This window comes from Pseudideonella sakaiensis (genome assembly GCF_048320135.1).
GTDB lineage: Bacteria > Pseudomonadota > Gammaproteobacteria > Burkholderiales > Burkholderiaceae_C > Ideonella_A > Ideonella_A sakaiensis_A.
This window is the reverse complement of the sequence record NZ_CP182947.1, coordinates 1,568,223-1,589,037: the sequence shown is the minus strand read 5'-3', so window position 1 is coordinate 1,589,037 and position 20,815 is coordinate 1,568,223. Positions and strand designations below refer to the sequence as shown.

20 protein-coding genes are annotated in these 20,815 nt (G+C 65.2%); 17 read left to right on the top strand and 3 right to left on the bottom strand.

What is annotated here, in order from left to right:
• Window positions 1-16: 16 nt before the first annotated feature.
• From ACNH6H_RS07105 to ACNH6H_RS07095, 3 genes are read left to right on the top strand one after another with little or no spacing between them, the layout of a single operon-like run.
• Complete coding sequence (locus ACNH6H_RS07105) at window positions 17-943, top strand: ABC transporter permease (RefSeq protein ID WP_418321265.1); 927 nt, start codon at window positions 17-19, stop codon at window positions 941-943.
• Window positions 944-950: 7 nt separating this feature from the next.
• Complete coding sequence (locus tag ACNH6H_RS07100; protein WP_418316788.1) at window positions 951-1,931, top strand: ABC transporter ATP-binding protein; 981 nt, start codon at window positions 951-953, stop codon at window positions 1,929-1,931.
• The gene (locus tag ACNH6H_RS07095) at window positions 1,928-2,944 is read left to right on the top strand and encodes an ABC transporter ATP-binding protein (protein ID WP_418316787.1); all 1,017 of its coding nucleotides are present in this window, start codon (window positions 1,928-1,930) and stop codon (window positions 2,942-2,944) included. The genes ACNH6H_RS07100 and ACNH6H_RS07095 overlap by 4 nt, the downstream gene beginning before the upstream one ends.
• 20 nt (window positions 2,945-2,964) lie before the next feature.
• Here ACNH6H_RS07095 and lysA read toward each other — a convergent pair whose 3' ends face one another.
• Entirely contained in the window at window positions 2,965-4,269 is a 1,305-nt protein-coding gene (gene lysA / locus ACNH6H_RS07090) for a diaminopimelate decarboxylase (protein WP_418316786.1), read from the bottom strand.
• A gap of 4 nt (window positions 4,270-4,273) precedes the next feature.
• The gene (lptM, locus tag ACNH6H_RS07085; protein ID WP_418316785.1) at window positions 4,274-4,519 is read right to left on the bottom strand and encodes an LPS translocon maturation chaperone LptM; all 246 of its coding nucleotides are present in this window, start codon (window positions 4,517-4,519) and stop codon (window positions 4,274-4,276) included.
• 64 nt (window positions 4,520-4,583) lie between these two features.
• Between lptM and cyaY the strand changes: the two genes are divergently transcribed.
• Window positions 4,584-4,919, top strand: coding sequence for an iron donor protein CyaY (cyaY, locus tag ACNH6H_RS07080; RefSeq protein ID WP_418321264.1), 336 nt, complete (start codon window positions 4,584-4,586; stop codon window positions 4,917-4,919).
• A gap of 24 nt (window positions 4,920-4,943) precedes the next feature.
• Here the strand turns inward: cyaY and ACNH6H_RS07075 are convergent, their stop codons facing one another.
• Complete coding sequence (locus ACNH6H_RS07075; protein WP_418316784.1) at window positions 4,944-7,283, bottom strand: penicillin-binding protein 1A; 2,340 nt, start codon at window positions 7,281-7,283, stop codon at window positions 4,944-4,946.
• A 356-nt stretch (window positions 7,284-7,639) separates the two neighbouring features.
• On the opposite strand from ACNH6H_RS07075, the gene ACNH6H_RS07070 reads away from it, so the two are divergent.
• The 13 genes from ACNH6H_RS07070 to ACNH6H_RS07010 all read left to right on the top strand — a co-directional run bounded on the left by ACNH6H_RS07070 (window position 7,640) and on the right by ACNH6H_RS07010 (window position 20,814).
• Complete coding sequence (locus ACNH6H_RS07070) at window positions 7,640-8,677, top strand: pilus assembly protein PilM (protein ID WP_418316783.1); 1,038 nt, start codon at window positions 7,640-7,642, stop codon at window positions 8,675-8,677.
• Window positions 8,674-9,300: a PilN domain-containing protein gene (locus ACNH6H_RS07065; protein WP_418316782.1), complete on the top strand. Its 627-nt coding sequence runs from the start codon at window positions 8,674-8,676 to the stop codon at window positions 9,298-9,300. The genes ACNH6H_RS07070 and ACNH6H_RS07065 overlap by 4 nt, the downstream gene beginning before the upstream one ends.
• A 21-nt stretch (window positions 9,301-9,321) precedes the next feature.
• On the top strand, window positions 9,322-10,020 hold the full coding sequence (locus ACNH6H_RS07060) for a type 4a pilus biogenesis protein PilO (protein ID WP_418316781.1): 699 nt from the start codon (window positions 9,322-9,324) through the stop codon (window positions 10,018-10,020).
• A complete protein-coding gene (locus ACNH6H_RS07055) occupies window positions 10,017-10,562 on the top strand; it encodes a pilus assembly protein PilP (protein ID WP_418316780.1) in 546 nt (181 codons plus the stop codon). Before ACNH6H_RS07060 ends, ACNH6H_RS07055 begins: the two co-directional genes overlap by 4 nt.
• Window positions 10,559-12,838, top strand: coding sequence for a type IV pilus secretin PilQ (gene pilQ / locus ACNH6H_RS07050; protein WP_418316779.1), 2,280 nt, complete (start codon window positions 10,559-10,561; stop codon window positions 12,836-12,838). The genes ACNH6H_RS07055 and pilQ overlap by 4 nt, the downstream gene beginning before the upstream one ends.
• Before the next feature lie 38 nt (window positions 12,839-12,876).
• Complete coding sequence (locus ACNH6H_RS07045) at window positions 12,877-15,012, top strand: hypothetical protein (protein ID WP_418316778.1); 2,136 nt, start codon at window positions 12,877-12,879, stop codon at window positions 15,010-15,012.
• Window positions 15,003-15,599 carry a shikimate kinase gene (locus ACNH6H_RS07040; RefSeq protein WP_418316777.1) on the top strand — a complete coding sequence of 199 codons (597 nt, stop codon included), beginning with the start codon at window positions 15,003-15,005 and terminating at the stop codon, window positions 15,597-15,599. Before ACNH6H_RS07045 ends, ACNH6H_RS07040 begins: the two co-directional genes overlap by 10 nt.
• 83 nt (window positions 15,600-15,682) lie before the next feature.
• Window positions 15,683-16,774, top strand: a complete 1,092-nt coding sequence (gene aroB, locus ACNH6H_RS07035) for a 3-dehydroquinate synthase (protein WP_418316776.1) — start codon at window positions 15,683-15,685, stop codon at window positions 16,772-16,774.
• Window positions 16,758-17,948: a deoxyguanosinetriphosphate triphosphohydrolase gene (locus tag ACNH6H_RS07030; protein WP_418316775.1), complete on the top strand. Its 1,191-nt coding sequence runs from the start codon at window positions 16,758-16,760 to the stop codon at window positions 17,946-17,948. The genes aroB and ACNH6H_RS07030 overlap by 17 nt, the downstream gene beginning before the upstream one ends.
• Before the next feature lie 128 nt (window positions 17,949-18,076).
• The gene (locus tag ACNH6H_RS07025) at window positions 18,077-18,523 is read left to right on the top strand and encodes a type IV pilin protein (RefSeq protein ID WP_418316774.1); all 447 of its coding nucleotides are present in this window, start codon (window positions 18,077-18,079) and stop codon (window positions 18,521-18,523) included.
• A gap of 16 nt (window positions 18,524-18,539) precedes the next feature.
• Entirely contained in the window at window positions 18,540-19,145 is a 606-nt protein-coding gene (locus ACNH6H_RS07020; RefSeq protein ID WP_418316773.1) for a GspH/FimT family pseudopilin, read from the top strand.
• Window positions 19,130-19,582, top strand: a complete 453-nt coding sequence (locus tag ACNH6H_RS07015; protein ID WP_418316772.1) for a type IV pilus modification PilV family protein — start codon at window positions 19,130-19,132, stop codon at window positions 19,580-19,582. Before ACNH6H_RS07020 ends, ACNH6H_RS07015 begins: the two co-directional genes overlap by 16 nt.
• Window positions 19,583-19,587: 5 nt before the next feature.
• Window positions 19,588-20,814, top strand: a complete 1,227-nt coding sequence (locus tag ACNH6H_RS07010; protein ID WP_418316771.1) for a PilW family protein — start codon at window positions 19,588-19,590, stop codon at window positions 20,812-20,814.
• The last annotated feature ends 1 nt before the right edge of the window (window position 20,815 follow it).

Here is a 20,815-nt window from a genome sequence, read left to right as displayed (position 1 = left end):
GACGGCGGCGTCCAGCGTGGATGCCGCGCCGCCCGTCGGCCGCCTCGGCCGGTTTTTTGCCGGCGATCTCTGGTACGACTTCAGGCATTCGCCGCTGGCGATGCTGGCGGCATTCATCGCCTTCGTCTGCATCTTCTCGGCCATCTTTGCCGACCTGATCGCGCCGCACGATCCATTCGACCTGGCCAGCCTCGAACTGGCCGATTCCCGCCTGCCGCCAGCCTGGATGAGCGAAGGCAAAAGCACCTACCTGCTCGGCACCGACGACCAGGGACGCGACATCCTGTCGGCGCTGATGTACGGCTCGCGGATCTCGCTGCTGGTCGGCGCCGCGTCGGTGTTCGTGTCGGTGGTCGTCGGCGTTTCGCTCGGTCTGCTGTCCGGATTCGTCGGCGGTCGGCTCGATGCCTTCATCATGCGGATCTGCGACGTGATGTTGTCGTTTCCGGCGATCCTGATCGCCTTGCTGATCGACGGCGTCGGCCGCGCGCTGTTTCCGGGCGCCAACGAGGTGCTGGCCTTTGCGGTGCTGATCGTCGCGATCTCGCTGACCGGCTGGGTTCAATATGCGCGCACCGTGCGCGGCTCGACGATGGTCGAGCGGCAGAAGGAGTATGTGCAGGCGGCGCGGCTGATCGGCGTCACGCCGCTTCGCATCATGCGCCGCCACGTGCTGCCGAATGTGATGGGGCCGGTGCTGGTGCTCGCGACGATACAGATCGCCACCGCGATCATCATCGAGGCCACCTTGTCGTTCCTCGGCGTTGGCGTGCCGCCGACCTCGCCGTCGCTCGGCACGTTGATCCGGATCGGCAACGACTTCCTGCTGTCCGGAGAATGGTGGATCACGCTGTTCCCTGGGATCATGCTGGTGCTGATCGCGCTGAGCGTCAACCTGCTCGGCGACTGGCTGCGCGACGCGCTGAACCCACGTCTGCGATGACGACACGATGAGTGCACCGCTGCTGGAAGTCGATCGGCTGCGGGTGGAATTTCCGGGCCGCCATGGCACGCTCAGAGCCCTCGACGGCATCAGTTTCGACATCGCCGCCGGCGAGATCCTCGGCGTCGTCGGCGAATCGGGTGCCGGCAAATCGCTGACCGGCTCGGCGATCATCGGCCTGCTCGATCCGCCCGGCCGCATCGCCGGCGGCCAGATCCGCTTCGAGGGGCGGCGCATCGACAATCTGCCGCACGAGCAGATGCGCCGGATCCGCGGCCGCAGCATCGGCGCGATCTTCCAGGACCCGCTGACCTCGCTGAACCCGCTGTACACGATCGGCCGGCAGCTGATCGAGACGATCCAGACGCATCTGCCGCTGTCGGCCGCCGATGCGCGCCGGCGCGCGGTCAGCCTGCTCGAGGAAACCGGCATCCAGGCCGCCGAGCAACGGCTCGACCAGTACCCGCACCAGTTTTCCGGTGGCATGCGGCAACGCGTCGTGATCGCGCTGGCGCTGGCTGCGGAACCGAAGCTGATCGTCGCTGACGAACCAACGACCGCACTCGACGTCTCGATCCAGGCGCAGATCATCCTGCTGCTGAAGCGGCTGTGCAGGGAGCATGGCGCCGCGGTGATGCTGGTGACGCACGACATGGGAGTGATTGCCGAAACCTGCGACCGTGTCGTCGTGATGTATGCCGGCCGCATCGCCGAGATCGGTCCGGTCGAGCAGGTGATCCACCGGCCGGCCCATCCGTACACGGTCGGGCTGATGGGCTCGATTCCGGTGATGGGCGAATCCCGCGAGCGGCTGCTGCAGATCGACGGCTCGATGCCGCGGCTGAATGCGATACCGAGCGGCTGCGCCTACCATCCGCGTTGTCCGCAGGCTTTCGCGCGCTGTTCGATCGAGCGCCCGGAATTGCTGGATGCCGGCACCACGCAGGCTGCCTGCTGGCTGCATGCACCGGACGGGGCCGCCCGATGAAGCCGACCGACGCGATGCCGCTGGTCGAGGCGCGAGGCCTGAGCCGGACCTTCGACGTCTCGCCGCCATGGCTGAACCGGGTGCTGGAGAGGCGATCGCGGCAATATGTCCACGCCGTCGACGGCGTCGACTTTGCGATCGAACGCGGCCGCACGCTGGCGCTGGTCGGCGAATCCGGCTGCGGCAAGAGCACGGTCGCAAAGCTGCTGGTCGGCCTGTTGCCGCCGAGCGCCGGATCGGTTCGCTTCGACGGCCGCGACATCGCGCGCACGCTGCGCAGTGCCGATGCACCGGCACTGCGGCGGCGCATGCAGATGATCTTTCAGGATCCGTATGCGAGCCTGAACCCGCGCTGGAAGGTGCTCGACATCGTCGGCGAACCGTTGCTCGAACACGGCCTCGCCAAATCGTCAGCCGAACTGGCGCAGCGGGTCGGCGAACTGTTGCAGTCGGTCGGCCTCGGCAGCGGCGATATGCAGCGTTTTCCGCACCAGTTCTCTGGCGGCCAGCGGCAGCGCATCTCGATTGCGCGGGCGCTTGCCACCGAGCCGGAATTTCTGGTCTGCGACGAACCGACCTCGGCGCTCGATGTGTCGGTGCAGGCCCAGGTGCTGAACCTGATGAAGGACCTGCAGCGCAGCCGCGGCCTGACCTACCTGTTCATCTCGCACAACCTCGCCGTCGTCCGCCATGTCAGCGACCGCGTCGGCGTGATGTACCTGGGCCGCATCGTCGAGCTCGCCGACAAGCACGAGCTGTTCGAGCGGCCGCGCCACCCGTATACGCGGATGCTGCTCGATGCGATTCCGGACATCCGCAGGACCGGTCTGGATCGCACGCCGGTGCAGGGCGAGGTACCGAATCCGCTGAAGCCGCCGCCCGGCTGTTCGTTCCATCCGCGGTGCCCGCATGCGAACGAGCGCTGCAAGGTCGAGCAGCCGGCGCTGATCGACAGCGCTGGCGTGCGCGTCGCATGCCATGCGGTCGCCGAGGGCCGGATCGGCGTCGCCTGACAAGGCAGGCGGCCGCGCGCTCAGCGGGCCGGCAGCAGCTGGTCGTGCGCGAACAGTTCGGCCGCCAGCTCGCGGCGGCGCACCAGCCAGGCCTGGCCGCCGCTGACCATCACCTCGGCGGCGCGGCCGCGGCTGTTGTAGTTGCTCGCCATGCTCATGCCATAGGCGCCGGCCGACAACACCGCAACGCGGTCGCCTTCGCGCACCGCCAGCGCACGGTCACGGCCCAGCCAGTCGCCCGATTCGCAGACCGGCCCGACGACGTCGTATTGCTGGGCCGCTTCGTCGCGCCGCTGGCACGGCACGATCGCCATCCAGGCCTCGTACATCGCCGGGCGCATCAGGTCGTTCATGCCGGCATCGACGATGCAGAAATTCTTGCCGTCCGACGATGCGCCATCGCTGGCGCCGCAGGCCGGCTTCAGATACAGCACCTCGCTGACCAGCACGCCGGCATTGCCGACCAATGAACGGCCCGGCTCGAACAGGATCTTGCGATGCCCGTGACCGCGTTCATCGATGCGCTGCAGCAGTCGGCCGACCAGTTCGTCGGTTGCCGGCGGCTGCTCGTCCGAATAGGTGATACCGAGCCCGCCGCCGAGATCGATGTGGTGCAACGACAGACCGCGCGCCTCGACCGCCTCGACCAGATCGAGCAGCTTGTCGAGCGCATCCAGATAAGGCTCGACCGCGGTGATCTGCGAGCCGATGTGGCAGTCGATGCCGACCACCTCGAGGCCGGGCAGGTCGGCCGCCTTCAGGTAGGTCGCGACGGCGCGGTCGTGGGCGACGCCGAACTTGTTCGCCTTCAGCCCGGTCGAGATATACGGATGGGTGCGTGCATCGACGTCCGGGTTGACGCGCAGGCTCACCCGAGCGAGCTTGCCGATGCGGTTCGCGACGTCCGACAGACGTTCGAGTTCGGCTTCGCTTTCGACGTTGAAGCAGAAGACGCCGGCATGCAGCGCCTGACGCATCTCGTCGGCGGTCTTGCCGACACCGGAAAAAACGGTTTTCGCCGGATCCCCACCCGCGGCCAGTACACGTTCGAGTTCGCCGATCGAGACGATGTCGAAACCGCATCCGGCGGCGGCAAAGGTCTGCAGCACCGCGAGGTTCGGATTCGCCTTCATCGCGTAGCAGATCAGATGGTCGCGCCCGGCCAGCGCGCGCTGGTAGCCGGCCAGCGCCTCGAGCATTGCGGTGCGCGAATAGACATACAGCGGCGTGCCGTGTTCGGCAGCAAGCTGGTCGAGTGCACATTGCTCGACGTGCAAGGAGTCGCCGATATAGGCGACGTGCGGAGATCCGGGAAGGAGATTCATGGAATCAGCGATTGGCGGCTGCTGCCGGTGCGCTCGCGGCGCTTGCGGCGCTTGCGGCGGCGGCGCCGCCGGGTGGGGAGATCGGTTGAGGCATCGTCAGCGGACCTTTTTGTCCGCAGGCGATCAGCAGCGCACTGCAGCACGTGGCAGCAATGCGGCGCAGCCATCGGCCTGCGACCTCACCGCCGGCACGGCCACTGGCGAGACCGTTGATCGCTTGCCTCGCTACACTGTGTGGCTGGATGTGCATCCCCGGGATTCTATCGACCATGACCCAGAGCAGCGGCCCATCGGGCACCCTCGCCAACGACGGCCTGTCCGATTCGGAATACCTTGCCCGCACCGATGCGGTGCTGGCCGGGATCGAAAAAACGGTCGACCGCTGGCTGCAGGACGACGTCATCGACATCGACAGCAGCCGCACCGGCGGTCTGCTCGAGTTGGAGTTTCCGAACGGCGGCAAGATCGTCGTCAATACCCAGCCGCCGCTGCACGAACTGTGGCTGGCGGCACGTTCCGGCGGCTTCCATTTCCGCTTCGACGGCGGCCATTGGGCCGACACAAGAGATGGCGGCGACTTTTTCGAGACGTTGTCGCGTTGTGCCAGCGAACTGGCCGGCCAATCGTTGCGCTTCGAAGCCGCCGCCTGAGGCCGCGCGCCGACCGGCACCGGCTCAGCGCTTGAACAGATCGAGGATGCTGCGCCGCTCCTCCTCGGTTGGCGGTGGCGGCGGCAGTCGGTCTTCCAGACCCAGGCTGGTGACGCCGGCCCGATGCGCATATTCGTCGTAGTACCACTCGCCGCCGATGTACGAGATCCCCGGCGGAACCGCCGGGTCGTCGACCGGCACGCCGCGCAGCGCCTGGCCCATGTAGTCGATCCAGACCGGCAACGCAAGACCGCCGCCGGTTTCACGCTCGCCGAGCTTGCGCGGCGTGTCGTAACCCATCCAGACGACCGCGACGACGTCCTTCTGCCAGCCGGCAAACCAGGCATCGAGTGAATCGTTGGTGGTGCCGGTCTTGCCATAGATGTCCGGCCGCTTCAGCTGGGCCTGGGCCTTGGCCGCGGTGCCGGCGCGCGTCACCTCCTGCAGCAGGCTGGTCATCAGGAAGGCATTGCGGGCATCGATCGTGCGCAACGATTCGTCGAGCTGCGGCGGCTGGATTTCGGTCAGCACCTTGCCCTTCGAGTCGACGACCTTCTGGATCAGGAACGGGTTCAGACGGTAGCCGCCGTTCGCGAATACCGCGTAGGCCGACGCCATCTGCATCGGCGTCACCGCGCCGGCGCCGAGCGCCATCGTCAGATAGGCCGGGTGTTTTTCGGCATCGAAGCCGAAACGCGTGATGAATTTCTGCGCATAACCCGGGCCGATCGACTGCAGGATGCGGATCGACACCATGTTCTTCGATTTGGCCAGGCCCTTGCGCAGCGACATCGGGCCGTCGAACTGCCCGTCGTAGTTTTTCGGCTCCCATGGCTGGCTGCCGGTATCGCCGGCATCGAAAAACAGCGGCGAGTCGTTGATCACCGTCGACGGCGTGAAGCCTTTTTCGAGCGCCGCCGAATAGATGAACGGCTTGAAACTCGAACCCGGTTGCCGCCATGCCTGTGTGACGTGGTTGAACTTGTTCTTTGAATAGTCGAACCCGCCAACCAGCGCGCGGACGGCGCCGGTGCGCGGGTCGAGCGCAACAAAGGCGCCTTCGACCTCCGGCAACTGGGTGATCGTCCAGTCGCCCTTTGCACCCTTGACGACGCGCACGATCGCGCCGCGCCTGACCTGCACCTTCGGGCTGGCGTTGGCGGCCAGGCCGGATGTCGCAGGCTTCAGGCCGTCACCGGTGATCGTCACCGTTTCGCCGCTCTGCAGTGCCGCAACGACCTTGGACGGGCTCGCCTGCAGCACCACCGCGGCCTTCAGCTCATCGTTGTCCGGATGGTCGACCAGTGCCTCGGCGATCCGGGCGTCGAGTTCTGCGGCCTGCGCCGGCAGTTCGGTGAAGTCCTCCGGGCCGCGGTAGACCTGCCGCCGCTCGTAGTCGAGGATGCCCTTGCGCAGCGCGCGGTAGGCCGCGGCCTGCTCCTTCGAATCGAGCGTCAGGTAGACATTCAGTCCGCGGCTGTAGGCATCGTCGCCGTAATGGGCGTAGATCAGCTGGCGCGCCGCCTCGGCGACATATTCGGCATGCACCGAGACGCTGGCCGGTGTGCGGTATTTGAGCGGCTGCGCGCGCGCCTCATTGCGCTGGGCTTCGGTGATGTAGCCGTTCTCCAGCATCCGGTCAATGATGTGAAGCTGCCTGATCGTCGCCCGTTTCGGATTGGCGATCGGGTTGTAGGCAGACGGCGCCTTCGGCAGGCCGGCCAGCATCGCCGCCTCGGCAATCGAGATCTCCTTCAGCGGCTTGCCGAAATAGGTCTCGCTGGCAGCCGCGAACCCGTAGGCGCGCTGGCCGAGGTAGATCTGGTTCATGTAGATCTCGAGGATCTTCGGCTTGCTCAGCCGGCTCTCGATCTTCAGCGCCAGCAGGATCTCGTAGATCTTGCGGGTGAAGGTCTTTTCGGTCGACAGGTAGAAATTGCGCGCCAGCTGCATCGTGATCGTCGATGCGCCCTGGCTTCGTGACTCGACAAAATTGGCCAACCCGGCGCGCACGACGCCAAGGTAGTCGACACCGCCGTGTTCGTAGAAACGCGCATCCTCGATCGCCAGCACCGCATCCTGGACGACCTTCGGGATCTCGTCGATCGGCGTGAAGCTGCGCCGCTCCTCGCCGAATTCGCCGATCAACACCGCATCGGCCGAGTACACGCGCAGCGGCAGTTTCGGCCGGTATTCGGTCAGGCCGTCAAGATCGGGCAGATTCGGAAATGCGACCGCCAACGCAATGCCGACGGCGAGCAACACCACCGCGGCACCACCGACGCCGACCACCAGCAGGCCACCGGCGATCTTGCCGATCCAGCCGGACCAGGGTGGAAGTTTTGACGGTTTCGCTTTCGACATCGGCGCGCCGGAGGCATCATCAGCCAGGCGCTGAAGATCACTCTTGGGGTTCCAAGTTGGGTAATTCGCAATTATAAGAAGGGCGTCATCGCCTTTCCCGGCCGCGGTTGAAGCGCTTCTTGTCGGTGCAAATCCGGCGTTTGGCGGCCCGGCAAGCCGTTAGACTGCTTTGGCGCTTTGCCCGCGTCGACGTTTTTGCAACGCGTGGCCACTGTCAGCATGCCGAATAACTAGGTTCGACAAGGGCTTTACTGCTAGCATTGAAGTGGTTTATTAGCATCCACGAGCCCTTTGCCGCCAATGGAGATTGCACCTTGAGTTTCCTGGATGGACTACTGGGAAAGCAGCCCCCACCGATGTTGGGGCTCGATATCTGCTCTACCAGTGTCAAGCTGGTGGAACTGGCGCGGGATGCTGGCGGCAATTTTGTTCTCGAGCGATTCGCTTCCGAACATTTCGAGCGCGGCTGGATCACCGACGGCCATATCGAGAAATTCGATGAGGTTGCCGACGCCGTTCGGCGGCTGGTGCAGAAAAGCGGATCCAAGACCAAGCAGGTCGTGATGGCAATGCCGCAATCTGCGGTGATCACGAAAAAGATCATGCTGCCGGCCGGCTTGCGCGAAGAGCAGCTCGAGGTGCAGGTCGAGGCCGAGGCCAACCAGTACATTCCATTTTCGCTCGACGAGGTCAGCCTCGATTTCTATGTGATCGGGCCGAGCGCATCGTCGCCCGGCGACGTCGACGTGCTGATCGCAGCGTCGCGCAAGGACCGCGTGCAGGATCGCCAGGGCCTGGCGGAGGCGGCCGGATTGAAGCCGGTCGTGCTCGACATCGAGTCGCATGCATCTCGGCTGGCGATGAGCCGCCTGGTCGAGGCGCTGCCGAACCACGGCAAGGATTCGCTGGTCGCGTTGTTCGAGATCGGCGCCGACACCACCAGCCTGAAGGTGCTTCGCAACGATGAAATGCTGTACGACCGTGATCAGGCGTTTGGTGGTTCGCAGCTGACGCAGCTGATTTCGCGCCAGTACGGCTTCTCGTTCGAGGAGGCCGAACAGAAGAAGCTCGCAGGCGACCTGCCCGACGACTACGAAACCGCGATCCTGACGCCGTTTGTCGACAGCCTGGCGCAGGAGATCGGCCGCGCGCTGCAATATTTCTTCACCAGCACGCCGCACCACAAGGTTCACTACGTGATGTTGTCCGGCGGCACCGCAACGCTTGCCGGCCTGAAGGACAGGGTGACGACGCTGACCGGCTTCGCGTCGATGATCGTCAATCCGTTCGAGAAGATGAAGCTCGGTCCGGCGGTGCGTGAAAGCAAGCTGCGCCGCGAAGCGGCGAGTTACCTGACGGCCTGTGGCCTGGCGATGCGGAGATTTGTCCAATGATCCTCATCAACCTGCTGCCGCATCGGGAGGAAAAGCGTCAACGGCGCAAGGCTGCGTTTTATGCCGGGCTCGGTCTGGCCGCGGTGATTGGCGCCGGCGTCGTCGCATTGTGGTTCGGCGTGCTGCAGCAGATGATCTCGAACCAGCAGGGTCGCAACAATTTCCTGTCGGCCGAGATTCGCAAGCTCGAGGCGCAGATCAAGGACATTGCGACGCTGCGCGCCGAGATCGAGGCGCTGAAGGCGCGTCAGGCGGCGGTCGAGAACCTGCAACTCGACCGCAATGTGCCAGTGCACATCCTCAACGAACTGGTGCGCCATACGCCGGAGGGCGTCTATTTCACGTCGGTCCGGCAGGATGGCCAGGTGCTGAACATCACCGGTGTGTCGCAGACCAACGAGAGGATGTCCGAGTTCTTGCGCAACACCGGCAACAACTCGGCCTGGTTGACCAAGCCCGAGCTGATCGAGATCAAGCTTGCCAATCAGCAGCCGGGGGCGAATCGCAACCTGCCGCGGCTGTTCGACTTCTCGGTCCGTCTGAGCGTCAAGCGTCAGCAGGACCAGTCACCACCAGCAGCCGAGGCAGCCAGCGCACCGGCGCCAGCCGTCGCGGCCCGCTAGCGCCTACCAGATACCGATCCCATGGCGACGACCAAGAAACGTGCACCGTCCCGGATGGACATTGGCGCCGCCCTTGCTGGTGCGCGCGACCAGTTCCGTGACCTCAATCCGAACCAGCCTGGCCAGTGGCCGATCCTGCCCAGGGTGCTCGTCTGGTCGCTGGTTGCCGTTGCGGTCGTCGTCGGCGGCTGGTTTCTGCTGCTGTCGGACGCGCAGGACGAACTGGAGGCCGAACGCGCGAAGGAACCGACGCTGAAGGCCGAATACCGCAGCAAGCTGACGCAGGCCGTCAACCTCGAGGAATTGCTGAAGCAGAAGCGCCAGGTCGAGGAATATGTGCTGCAGCTCGAAAAACAGCTGCCGGGCAAGGCCGAGATGGCCGCGCTGTTGTCGGACATCAACCAGGCCGGCATCGGCCGTGGTCTGCAGTTCGAGCTGTTCCGCCCGGGCCAGGTCGTCGTTCGCGACTATTACGCCGAGTTGCCGATTGCGATCAAGGTCAGCGGCCGCTACCACGACATGGGTGCCTTTGCCGCCGATATCGCGAATCTGTCGCGAATCGTCACCTTGCACAACATGAACATCGTCGGTGTCCGCACCGATCCGAGTGGAGCCTTGTCGATGGAAGCGACGGCACGCACCTATCGCTATCTCGACCAGGGTGAAATCGAACAGGTCCGCCAGGCCAACGCGGCGGCCACTGCGAAGGCGCCGAAATGAGCAGCGTCCGTCGTTTGTCGCGCTTCGCCTGGTTGGCCTGCGTGCCGCTGCTGCTTGCCGCCTGTGCGGTCGAGCAGGAGGAACTGCAGGCCTGGATGGATCAGCAGAAGCGCGAGGTCAAGCCGAATGTCACGCCGCTGTCCGAACCGAAGCAGTTCCGGCCGCAGGCCTATCTGGCCTTCGACGGCGTCGAGCCGTTCAGCGCGCAGAAACTGACCGTCGGTCTGCGCCAGCAGGATGCACGCGCACCGAGCTCGCTGTTCACTGCCGAACTGAACCGCCGCAAGGAGCCGCTGGAAGCCTTTCCGCTCGACAGCATGGAGATGGTCGGCTTCCTGCGTCGCGGCGGTCGGCCGTTTGCGCTGCTGCGCGTCGACAAGCTTTTGTACCAGGTCAAGGAGGGGGACTACCTTGGTCAGAACTTCGGCAAGATCACGAAGATCACCGAAGAAGAAATCACCCTGAGAGAGATCGTTCAGGATGCCACGGGTGAATGGATCGAGCGTCCCGGCTCGCTCCTGCTCCAGGAAAAAGCGAAATGAACAAGACTGCCGAACCGGGCTTCACGAAGCTCCTCAACCGTCGCTGCGGACGCCTGCTCGCGGTGACTGCGATGCTGATGTGCGGCGCGTTGCCGGCATGGGCTCAAAACGCGATCCAGGGCATCAGCAGCAGCCCGCAGGGCAGTGGTGATGTGGTCCGGATCGAACTTTCCCAGCCGCTGCGCGAAGTGCCGCGCGGTTTCTCGATCCAGTCGCCGCCCCGGGTCGCGGTCGACCTGCCGGGGATCGGAAACGCGATGGGCAAATCGCTGATCGACGTCAATCAGGGCAATATCCGCTCGGTCAATGTCGCGCAGGGGCAGGAGCGCACCCGCCTGGTGCTGAACCTGAAGCAGGCGGCGAACTACCGCGCCGAACTGCAAGGCAATGCCTTGCTGCTGGTCGTCGAGCGGCCCGACGCGGTGCGGCCGGTGTTTGCCGCCGAGGCGCCGACGCCGATTGCCACGCCGATGCCGGCACCAGTGCCGGCGCCGGTGCCGCCACCGCCGGTGCGCAGCGCGCCGCTGGTTGCCGCGACTGCGCCGGCCGTGACGACGCCGGTGACGCCTACCCCCGGTGGCGCCGCGGTGGTTCCGTTCTCCGAAACACGCTCGTCGCAATCGCTGCAGAACATCGATTTCCGTCGCGGCACCGATGGCGCCGGGCGGATCATCGTTGATCTGCCGAGCCCGCAGGTCGGCGTCGACATCCGGCAGCAGGGACGCACGCTGGTGGTCGAATTTCTGCGCTCGACGGTGCCCGACAGCATGAAACGCCGTCTCGACGTGACCGATTTCGGTACGCCGGTGCAGACGATCTCGACCTTCCAGAACGGCGACCGCGTGCGCATGGTCGTCACGCCGACCGGCAACTGGGAACATTCTGCCTACCAGAGCGACAACCAGTTCGTGCTCGAGGTGCGGCCGGAAAAACTCGATCCGAACCGCCTTGTCAAGGGCCCGAAATATTCCGGCGACAAGTTGTCGCTTAATTTCCAGAACATCGAGGTCCGCGCGCTGCTGCAGGTGATCGCCGACTTCACGAACTTCAATATCGTGACCAGCGATTCGGTCACCGGCAACGTCACGCTGCGGCTGAAGGACGTACCCTGGGACCAGGCGCTCGACATCATCCTCGAGGCGAAAAATCTCGGTACCCGGCGCACCGGCAACGTGATCCTGATCGCGCCGAAGGACGAACTGGCCGCGAAGGAAAAACTCGAGCTCGAGGCGAAGGCGCAGATCGCGCAACTCGAGCCGTTGCGCACCCAGGCCTTCCAGCTCAACTACACGAAGGCCGAGGAGGTCGCCCGCGGGCTGACCGGCCAGACTTCGGCGCAGGGCAGCGGCGGCGGCGCCGGTACCGCGACACGAATCCTGTCGAACCGCGGCAGCGTGCTGTACGAAAGCCGGACCAACCAGCTGTTCGTCAGCGACACGCCTGCCAAGCTCGAGGAAATCCAGTCACTGATCGCGAAGATCGACATCGCGGTGCGCCAGGTACTGATCGAGGCGCGGATCGTCATCGCCGACGACAAGTTCGGCCGCTCGCTCGGCGTCAAGCTCGGCGTCAACGATTCGCGCGGCGTCGGCGGCAGCAACCGGATCTCGATCGGCGGCAACATGAATGCGATCGCCGCGCAGACCGGCCAGACCGGCGCGACCGATTTTTCGAACAGCCAGTTCGTCAATCTGCCGGCAGTCGGCCAGAACGACTACAACGCGGCGAGCTTTGCGCTGTCGCTGTTCGGCGCATCGGCGAACCGCTTCCTGAACCTCGAACTGTCGGCACTGGAAGCCGACGGCAAGGGCAAGGTCGTATCGAGCCCGCGCGTCATCACGACCGACCAGGTGAAGGCGCTGATCGAGCAGGGCGAGGAGTTGCCGTTCCAGACCGCGACGTCGAGCGGCGCCACCGCGATCCAGTTCCGCCAGGCGACGCTGAAGCTCGAGGTGACGCCACAGATCACGCCCGAGGGCAACGTGATCCTCGATGTCGACGTCAACAAGGACAGCGTTGGCCGGGTCACCGCCGCCGGTCTGGCGATCGACAAGAAGCACGTCAAGACCCAGGTGCTGGTCGAGAATGGCGGCACCGTCGTGATCGGCGGCATCTTCGAACAGGTCGACCGCGACGATGTCACCAAGGTGCCTTGGCTCGGCGACGTGCCCTACCTGGGCAACCTGTTCAAGACCCGCAACAAGACCTCGACCAAGACCGAACTGCTGATCTTCATCACACCCAAGGTCATAGGCGATCGGTCGGCCACGCGCTGATTCCGGTCCTTCAAGCACGATTTTTCATGAGCGGCGTGATGACTTCATTGATCAGAAACTGGATTGCCTTGTTGACGGTTGTATTGCTGGCGGCGTGCGGCGGCGGCGGCGGCTCGGCGCCTTTTGGCGGCACCACCGGCGGCGGCGGCTCGGGAGGCGGCAGCGGTGGCGGCAGCAGCGGCGGCGGTTCGACCGGCAGTGCCGCGCCGTCGATTTCGCTGGCGTTGTCGTCGACCGTCGTCACTGCGCTGTCGCCGGCGACAGCCACGGCAACCGTCAGGGATGGCACCGGCGCGGCGGTGGCCGGTCAGGTCGTCAAATTCTCGACCGCCGATGGCCTCGGCACCTTCACGGTGGCATCCGCGCTGACCGATGCAAGCGGCAAGGCGAGCGTCGGCTTGTCGGCATCGTCGAGCGGCAGTGGCGCCGATCAGGTGATCGCGACGACGACGATCAATGGCACCGAAGTGACCGCGCGGCAAGGTTTCCAGCTGACTGCCCCGACGGTCTCGATTTCATCGTTCACATCCGATCTTGGTGGCGGCAGGCTCAGCGCTTATGGGCAGACCAACCTCAGCGTCGCCGTCAGTGGCACCACCGCCGGTACGCCGGTGACGATCGCGCTGACGTCGACCTGCGTTGCCAAGGGCCGGGCAACGCTGACACCTTCGTCGGTGACCACCACCACCGGCACCGCGACCTTCACTTACCGCGATGGCGGCTGTGGCGCAACCGACACCAGTGACTCGATCCAGGCCAGCATCGCCGGCAGCTCGGCGAGCAGCTCGCTGACGTTGCAACTGACATCGCCGACCGTCGCCAGCATCACGTTTGCGTCGGCAAGCCCGTCGACGATCTTCTTGCGTGGCTCGGGGCTGACCGAAACCTCGTCGGTCGTCTTCCGCGTGCTCGACACGGCAGGCAACGGCCTGCCGAACCAGAGCGTTCGCATCGAGCCGACGACATTGACCGGCGGCCTGACGATCGATGGCGGCAGCCAGGCGGTCACCAAGCTCAGCGACAGCCTCGGCAACGTCAGCGTGCTGATCAATTCGGGCACCGTGCCGACACCGGTTCGCGTGAAGGCGACACTCGCCAGCTCGTCGATTTCTACCGTCTCGAGCGGGCTGTCGATCGCTGTCGGTCTGCCGTCGCAGCTGAATTTCTCGCTGTCGCAGCAGACGATCAATATCGAAGGCTTCAACATCGATGGCACCGCGAATACCTATTCGATCATCGCGTCGGACCGCCTCGGCAACCCGGTGCCAGCTGGCACCGCGGTCAACTTCGTCGCCGAAGGCGGGCAGATCGAGTCGAACAAGATGACCGAGCTGTCGGGCGGCCTGGCACGCACCAGCGCGAACTTCGTCACGTCGGCGCCGCGACCGGCAGACGGGCGGGTCACCGTCGTCGCCTATGCGCTCGGCGAAGAGTCCTTCCTCGATACCGACGGCAACAACGTCTTTACCGCGGGCGAGCAGTTCCAGGACCTCGGCAACATCTTCCTGAATCGCAAGTACGACGGTCTGTACGACCCGGCCAACGACCAGTTCATCGCGTTGTCGTTGCCTGGCACAGCCGCTGGCACCCAGGCCTGTGCGACGCCGGCATCGCCGTTGCTGGCAGGTTCGGTCGACATTCCGTCACAGCCGTCGACCTGCGACGCGACCTGGGGTCGCGCCTATGTGCGTCGCGCGGTCGAGACGGTGTTCTCGACCTCGGTTGGCCGGCCACTTTGGGCCTCGGGCGCCGGCGGCATCTATTCATCGGGCAGCTGCAGCCCGGTCAGCCTCGGCATCGGCTACGACGCAGCCGGCACGCTGTTGATCTCCAGCTTCAATCCGGTGCAGAACAGCGCCCGCTACGATCTCGGCAAGACCGGCGTGTTGTCGTTCATCGTTGCCGATGCGAATTCGGTTCGGCTGAATCCGATGGCCGCCGGTACCGTCATCTCGGTGTCGGCGACGACGGGATTGTCGGCGTCGGTGGCCGGCGGATCGCCGGTGCCGAGCACCTTGATTGCGAGCTTCGTCAGCATCAACTTCGGCTTCGACGACGTGACGAGCAGCGGCAACATCACGGTGGCCTTCACATCGCCGAGCGGCGTGGTGTCGAGTGCAACGATGTTCATATCCCGAGCCTCGGCACCGGCCGGAAGCAGCACTTGCCCCTGATTGCGCTGGTCGGGATGCCCGGCGGCGGCAAATCGACCGTCGGGCGCCAACTGGCACGCCGGCTGCGCTGGGACTTTGCCGACACCGACGACCTGATCGAGCGGCGGATCGGCACCTCGATCCGCCAGTTTTTCGAGCAACAAGGCGAGGATGCCTTTCGCGATGTCGAGCAATCGGTGATCGCCGATGCCGTCGCGCAGCGCAGTGGTGTGCTGGCGACCGGTGGTGGCGCGGTGCTGCGTGCCGCGAACCGCGATGCGCTGCGCGATGGCTGCACCGTTGTTTATCTGCGTTCGGCGCCGGAGGAACTGTTTCGGCGGCTGCGCCACGATATGAACCGGCCGCTGCTGCAGGTGGCCAATCCGCTCGGCCGGCTGCGCGATCTGCATGCCCAGCGTGGCCCGCTGTATGAACGGACCGCGCATTTCATCATCGAGACCGGCCGACCGTCGATTCACACGCTGGTCAACATGATCCTGATGCAACTCGAACTCGCCGGGCTGATCGGTGCCGATGCCGCACCGTCGTCGATTGGCCATGCGCGGCAGGGCGACGGACGCGCCGATGTCGGCCGGCAGCGCCGCTGAAACCATCGACTGCCGACAACGGCGAACCGCGGGCTGACCGTGCGCTTGCAGGCCGAGAACACGGCCGCCCTAGAATTTGCCCCATGTCGACTACCTCTCACCAGATTGCGATCGAGCTTGCCGACCGGCGCTACGACATCCTGATCGGCGGCGGATTGCTCGGCAGCACCGCAAGCTTCGACGCCGTGCCGCGCAGCCGGACCGCGCTGATCGTCAGCAACACCACCGTCGCACCGCTGTATGCGCAGCAGCTGGCCACCACGCTCGGCAAGATCCACGGCGAAGTGCTGCAACTGGTGCTGCCTGACGGCGAAGCGCACAAGAACTGGGAGACGCTGAACCTGATCTTCGACCGGCTGCTTGCGCAGGCCTGCGACCGCAAGACCGTGCTTTATGCACTCGGTGGCGGCGTGATCGGCGACATGACCGGTTTTGCCGCCGCCTGCTACATGCGCGGCGTGCCGTATGTGCAGGTGCCGACGACGCTGCTCGCGCAGGTCGATTCGTCGGTCGGCGGCAAGACCGCCATCAACCATCCGGCCGGCAAGAACATGATCGGTGCCTTCTACCAGCCAAGGCTGGTGGTCGCCGACCTGGACACGCTGGCCAGCCTGCCGGAGCGGGAACTGGCTGCCGGGCTGGCCGAAGTCATCAAATACGGACCGATCGCCGACGACGCCTTTCTCGACTGGATCGAGGAGCATCTCGACGCATTGCTGCGTCGCGACCGCCCGGCGCTCGCGCATGCGGTGCGCCGCTCGTGCGAGATCAAGGCCTGGGTGGTCGGCCAGGATGAGCGCGAATCGGGGCTGCGCGCCATCCTCAATTTCGGCCATACCTTCGGTCATGCGATCGAGGCCGCACTCGGTTATGGACAGTGGCTGCACGGCGAGGCGGTCGGCTGCGGCATGGTGATGGCGGCCGACCTGTCGCACCGCCTCGGGATGATCGACCGGGCGTATATGGAACGCATCGCGAACCTGGTCGAACGCGCCGGCCTGCCGACAAAGGCGCCGGCACTCGGCGCCTCGACCTACATCGAACTGATGCGGGTCGACAAGAAGGCCGATGCCGGCAAGCTGCAGTTCGTGTTGATCGAGGCACCCGGCCGTGCCGGCGTCCATGGCGCCGACGAGCGGCTGCTGGCCGATGTCATCGATGCACACTGCGCCTGACGCGGGGGCGCCGGTGGGCGATGTCTCGATGCCGCCGTGCGCGGCCTGGGCCAGCAATCCGGCGCGCGGCCGCGGCCGCCGGCGGCCAGAGGCGGAAGACGCACTGCGCAATGCGTATCAGCGCGACCGTGACCGCATCGTCCACAGCACCGCTTTCCGGCGCCTTGTCTACAAGACGCAGGTATTCCTGAATCATGAAGGCGACCTGTTCCGCACCCGGTTGACCCACTCGCTGGAGGTGGCACAGGTCGGGCGCTCGATCGCCCGCGGACTCGGCCTGCACGAAGACCTTGTCGAGGCGATCTCGCTCGCCCATGACCTCGGCCACACGCCGTTCGGCCATGCCGGCCAGGATGCGCTGAACCATGCGCTGCGCGAACTCGATCCGCAAGGCCAGGGCTTCGAGCACAACCTGCAGAGCCTGCGCGTCGTCGACCACCTCGAACAGCAGTATCCGGACTTCGACGGCCTGAACCTGACATTCGAGACCCGAGAAGGCATCCTGAAACATTGTTCGCGCGCCAATGCGCGGCGACTCGAGGAGGCCGAGCCGGGTGGCGTCGGCCGCCGTTTTCTCGACGCCACCCGGCCGAGCCTGGAAGCTCAACTGTGCAACCTCGCCGATGAGATTGCCTACAACGCGCACGATATCGATGATGGCCTGCGCTCCGGGCTGCTCGACATCGATGCATTGCGTGAAGTAGGACTGTTCGACCGTTTCCACGCCGCCGTGCAGCGCGATTTCCCGGCGCTCAGCGGCCGCCGGCTGGTATTCGAGATCACGCGACGCATCCTGTCGACGCAGATCCACGACGTCATCGCAACCACCGGGCAGGCGCTGCGCGACGCTGCCCCGGCATCGGCCGATGAGGTGCGACGCCTGCCGGTGCTGGTGCGTTTCAGCCCGGCAATGGCCGCCGAGGTGGTCGAGATCAAGCGCTTTCTCGGCGAACGGCTGTACCGTCATCCGCAGGTGTTGTCAACGACCGAGCAGGCGCGGCAGATCGTCGCAGTGCTGTTTGCCGCCTACACCAGTGACCCGGCATCGTTGCCGGAAGGCTTTGATGGCGACCGCCGCTCGGTGCGCTCGATCGCCGACTATCTGGCCGGCATGACCGACCGCCTGGCTTCACGCGAGTACCGACGGATCACCGGGCGCCGTCCGTTCGACTGATTGTTGCCGTTCGTCCGCCGGTTTCGACCGTTCGGCGGTGCGGTCTCCAGTTTGTGCCGGGATCGGCCGACACTGCGAAGGTCGAGTAGGCCCATCGCGGGCCTGCCGAGCCAACAGGCAGCCATCGCATGAAAGCCGTTCTGAATCGCGGGTTTACCCTGATCGAGTTGATGATCGTCGTCGCGATCGTCGCGATCCTCGCCACGATCGCGTTTCCCGCCTATACCGACTATCTGCGCCGCGGGCAGATTCCGGAAGCCTTCACCCATCTGTCCGACATGCGCGTGAAGATGGAGCAGTATTACCAGGACAACCGCAATTACGGCACCAGCAACACCTGCGCCAACGCCGCCGGCACGAACTGGAACTTTGCACCGGTTGGCAGGAAATATTTCGATTTCGGTTGCACGCTGACCAATGGTGGCCAGGGCTTCACGCTGAGGGCGACCGGAAAAGCACCGCGCACGCAGGGTCACGAATATACGATCGACCACGCCGGCGCGAAGGCGACGACCAAGTTTCCTGGCGTCAGCGGCAGCAAGGCCTGCTGGGCGGTCAAGGCGTCCGATTGCTGATTCGCGGAGCCCTGCCATGAGGATCTCGAACCGGCAGCGTGGCGTCTCGATGATCGAGGTGCTGACGGTCGTCAGCATCATCGGCATCCTGCTGGTCGCGGTGGCGCCAGAGATCACCACCCAGTTGCGCAATGCGCAGATTCGCAATGCCGCCGATTCGATGATCGCCGGCCTGCAGCGCGCGCGCAGCGAGGCGATCCGCCGCAACCAGGACGTTCGTTTCTCGCTGGTCAGTGACTTGAGCGACGACTGCGTGTTGTCGTCCAGTGCCGGCAGCTGGGTCGTCAGTCTGGACGACCCGGTCGGCAACTGTGCAACGCCGGCCAGTGAATCGACAGCGCCGCGGATTCTTGCCGTGCACAGCGCCGCCGACGGCAATGTGATGGCCAAGGTCGTCGCGACACAGGCCGATGGGGCGACCCCCGCCAGGGAAATCATCTTCAACGGTTTTGGCCGCCCGAAGGATGCGACCCAGCTTGGCCGCATCGTGATGAGCAGCGCCAACTCACCGACCGAGTACCGCAGCTACCGGGTCGATGTCAGCCCGGTCGGCGGTGTTCGCATGTGCGATACCAAGGTCAGCCAGACGTCCGAAGACCCGCGCCGATGCCCACCAGCATGAACCATTTCCAGCCATCGATCCTTTCGACTCGACAGCGGCGCCGCGGCGCAGCAGGCTTTGTCCTGCTTGAAGTCCTGGTCGCTCTGTTGATCTTCGCCTTCGGCGTACTCGGCGTCGTCGGCCTGCAGGCGGCGATGACGAAGGCGCAGACGTCGGCGAAATTCCGCGGCGATGCGGCCTATCTGGCGCAGGAACTGATCGGCAACATGTGGTCGGACATTCCGAACCTCGACAAATACACGAAGCCGGCCGGCGACGGCAACTGCACCGCGCATCCGAAATGTTTCGCGATCCAGCAGAAGATCGCCGCGATGCTGCCCGCCGGACAGCTGGTGGTCGAACAACCGTCGCCCGGCCTGCTGACGATCACGATCAGCTGGACGCCACCGGCCGAGACGACGCACATCTACACCACCTCCACCGCGATCCGGACCTGAACCCGATGTTCAATCCCGTCAACCCACCGCCAATGTCGCTGCGCAGCCGTGGCGGCGCCTCGCTGTCGCACGCAGCCGTTGCCCGCGGCGTCACGCTGGTCGAGCTGATGGTCGGCATGGTGATCGGTCTGATCGCGGTGCTGGTGATTTCGCAGGTGCTGCTCGCCGCTGAAGGGCAGAAGCGCGCGACGACGTCGGGTTCGGATGCGCAGCTGACCGGCGCGCTGGCGCTGTTCACGCTGCAGCGCGACCTCGAGATGACCGGCTATGGCCTCAGCGCGAGCCAGATCGGGCTCGGCTGCACGATCCGCGCGCTGCCGTTCACGACCGCCAACGGTGGCAGCACGCGGCTGCTGGTGCCGGCGCAGATCACGCCTGGAGCGAAGACCGGTGACCCGGATACCGTGCGCATCCTGGCCAGTTCGAAGCAAAGTTTTTCGGTGCCGACGCTGGTCACCAACGACCATCCGAAGAGCGGCGCGGTCGGCGTCACCGAGTTTGCCGTCAACAACATCGTAGGCGTTGCGGCGGGTGATTTGATGATCGCGGTGCCGCCGGCGCCCGATGCCACCAATACCTGCACGATCTTCCGCTCGACAGGCGTCGGCACGACGCCGGGCAAGAGCATCGCGCATGCTTCGGGCGGCGACCCGCTGGCGTGGAACGGCAGTGGGTCGGGATCGTCGCAGACCGTCGTCTCGACACTGTTCCCGCCGGCTGGCTATCCGGCCACCAGTTATCTGATCAACCTCGGGCAGAGCTACATCGACCGTTCCTATTCGGTCGTCAAGGGCAACCTCGTGATGACCGACTTCAACCGTGCAAGCAGCGGTACACCGACAGCGGTCGAGATTTTTCCGCAAGTCGTCAACCTGCGTGCGCTGTACGGCAAGGACACGTCGGCGACGCCGGACGGCTCGATCGACGTCTACGACGACGTGCAACCGACGACGGCCGATGGCTGGGCGCGGGTGATCGCGATCCGCATCGCGATTGTCGTGCGCAGCAACCAGTACGAAAGCGACGAAGTGACGACTGCCGAGCCCGAGTGGGACCTCGGCACGGCACCGGCAGTCACCGCTGCGGGGGCAAAAAACTGCGGATCCGGTAGCGGCAAATGCATCACGCTGAAGGTTGACGGCGACCTCAGCGCGAAGGACGAGTGGAAGCATTACCGCTACAAGGTCTACGACACCGTGATCCCGTTGCGCAACGTCGTCTGGCGGTCCTGAG

Excerpts from the sequence above, each read along its gene's own strand:
- lysA (WP_418316786.1), bottom strand. The coding sequence starts at position 4,269 with ATGAATCTCCTTCCCGGATCTCCGCACGTCGCCTATATCGGCGACTCC.
- ACNH6H_RS07100 (WP_418316788.1), top strand. The coding sequence starts at position 951 with ATGAGTGCACCGCTGCTGGAAGTCGATCGGCTGCGGGTGGAATTTCCG.
- ACNH6H_RS07060 (WP_418316781.1), top strand. The coding sequence starts at position 9,322 with ATGGCGACGACCAAGAAACGTGCACCGTCCCGGATGGACATTGGCGCC.
- ACNH6H_RS07025 (WP_418316774.1), top strand. The coding sequence starts at position 18,077 with ATGAAAGCCGTTCTGAATCGCGGGTTTACCCTGATCGAGTTGATGATC.
- ACNH6H_RS07070 (WP_418316783.1), top strand. The coding sequence starts at position 7,640 with ATGTTGGGGCTCGATATCTGCTCTACCAGTGTCAAGCTGGTGGAACTG.
- lptM (WP_418316785.1), bottom strand. The coding sequence starts at position 4,519 with ATGCACATCCAGCCACACAGTGTAGCGAGGCAAGCGATCAACGGTCTC.
- ACNH6H_RS07030 (WP_418316775.1), top strand. The coding sequence starts at position 16,758 with ATGCACACTGCGCCTGACGCGGGGGCGCCGGTGGGCGATGTCTCGATG.
- ACNH6H_RS07010 (WP_418316771.1), top strand. The coding sequence starts at position 19,588 with ATGTTCAATCCCGTCAACCCACCGCCAATGTCGCTGCGCAGCCGTGGC.
- ACNH6H_RS07075 (WP_418316784.1), bottom strand. The coding sequence starts at position 7,283 with ATGTCGAAAGCGAAACCGTCAAAACTTCCACCCTGGTCCGGCTGGATC.
- ACNH6H_RS07015 (WP_418316772.1), top strand. The coding sequence starts at position 19,130 with ATGCCCACCAGCATGAACCATTTCCAGCCATCGATCCTTTCGACTCGA.
- ACNH6H_RS07095 (WP_418316787.1), top strand. The coding sequence starts at position 1,928 with ATGAAGCCGACCGACGCGATGCCGCTGGTCGAGGCGCGAGGCCTGAGC.
- aroB (WP_418316776.1), top strand. The coding sequence starts at position 15,683 with ATGTCGACTACCTCTCACCAGATTGCGATCGAGCTTGCCGACCGGCGC.
- ACNH6H_RS07065 (WP_418316782.1), top strand. The coding sequence starts at position 8,674 with ATGATCCTCATCAACCTGCTGCCGCATCGGGAGGAAAAGCGTCAACGG.
- ACNH6H_RS07045 (WP_418316778.1), top strand. The coding sequence starts at position 12,877 with ATGACTTCATTGATCAGAAACTGGATTGCCTTGTTGACGGTTGTATTG.
- pilQ (WP_418316779.1), top strand. The coding sequence starts at position 10,559 with ATGAACAAGACTGCCGAACCGGGCTTCACGAAGCTCCTCAACCGTCGC.
- ACNH6H_RS07055 (WP_418316780.1), top strand. The coding sequence starts at position 10,017 with ATGAGCAGCGTCCGTCGTTTGTCGCGCTTCGCCTGGTTGGCCTGCGTG.
- ACNH6H_RS07020 (WP_418316773.1), top strand. The coding sequence starts at position 18,540 with ATGAGGATCTCGAACCGGCAGCGTGGCGTCTCGATGATCGAGGTGCTG.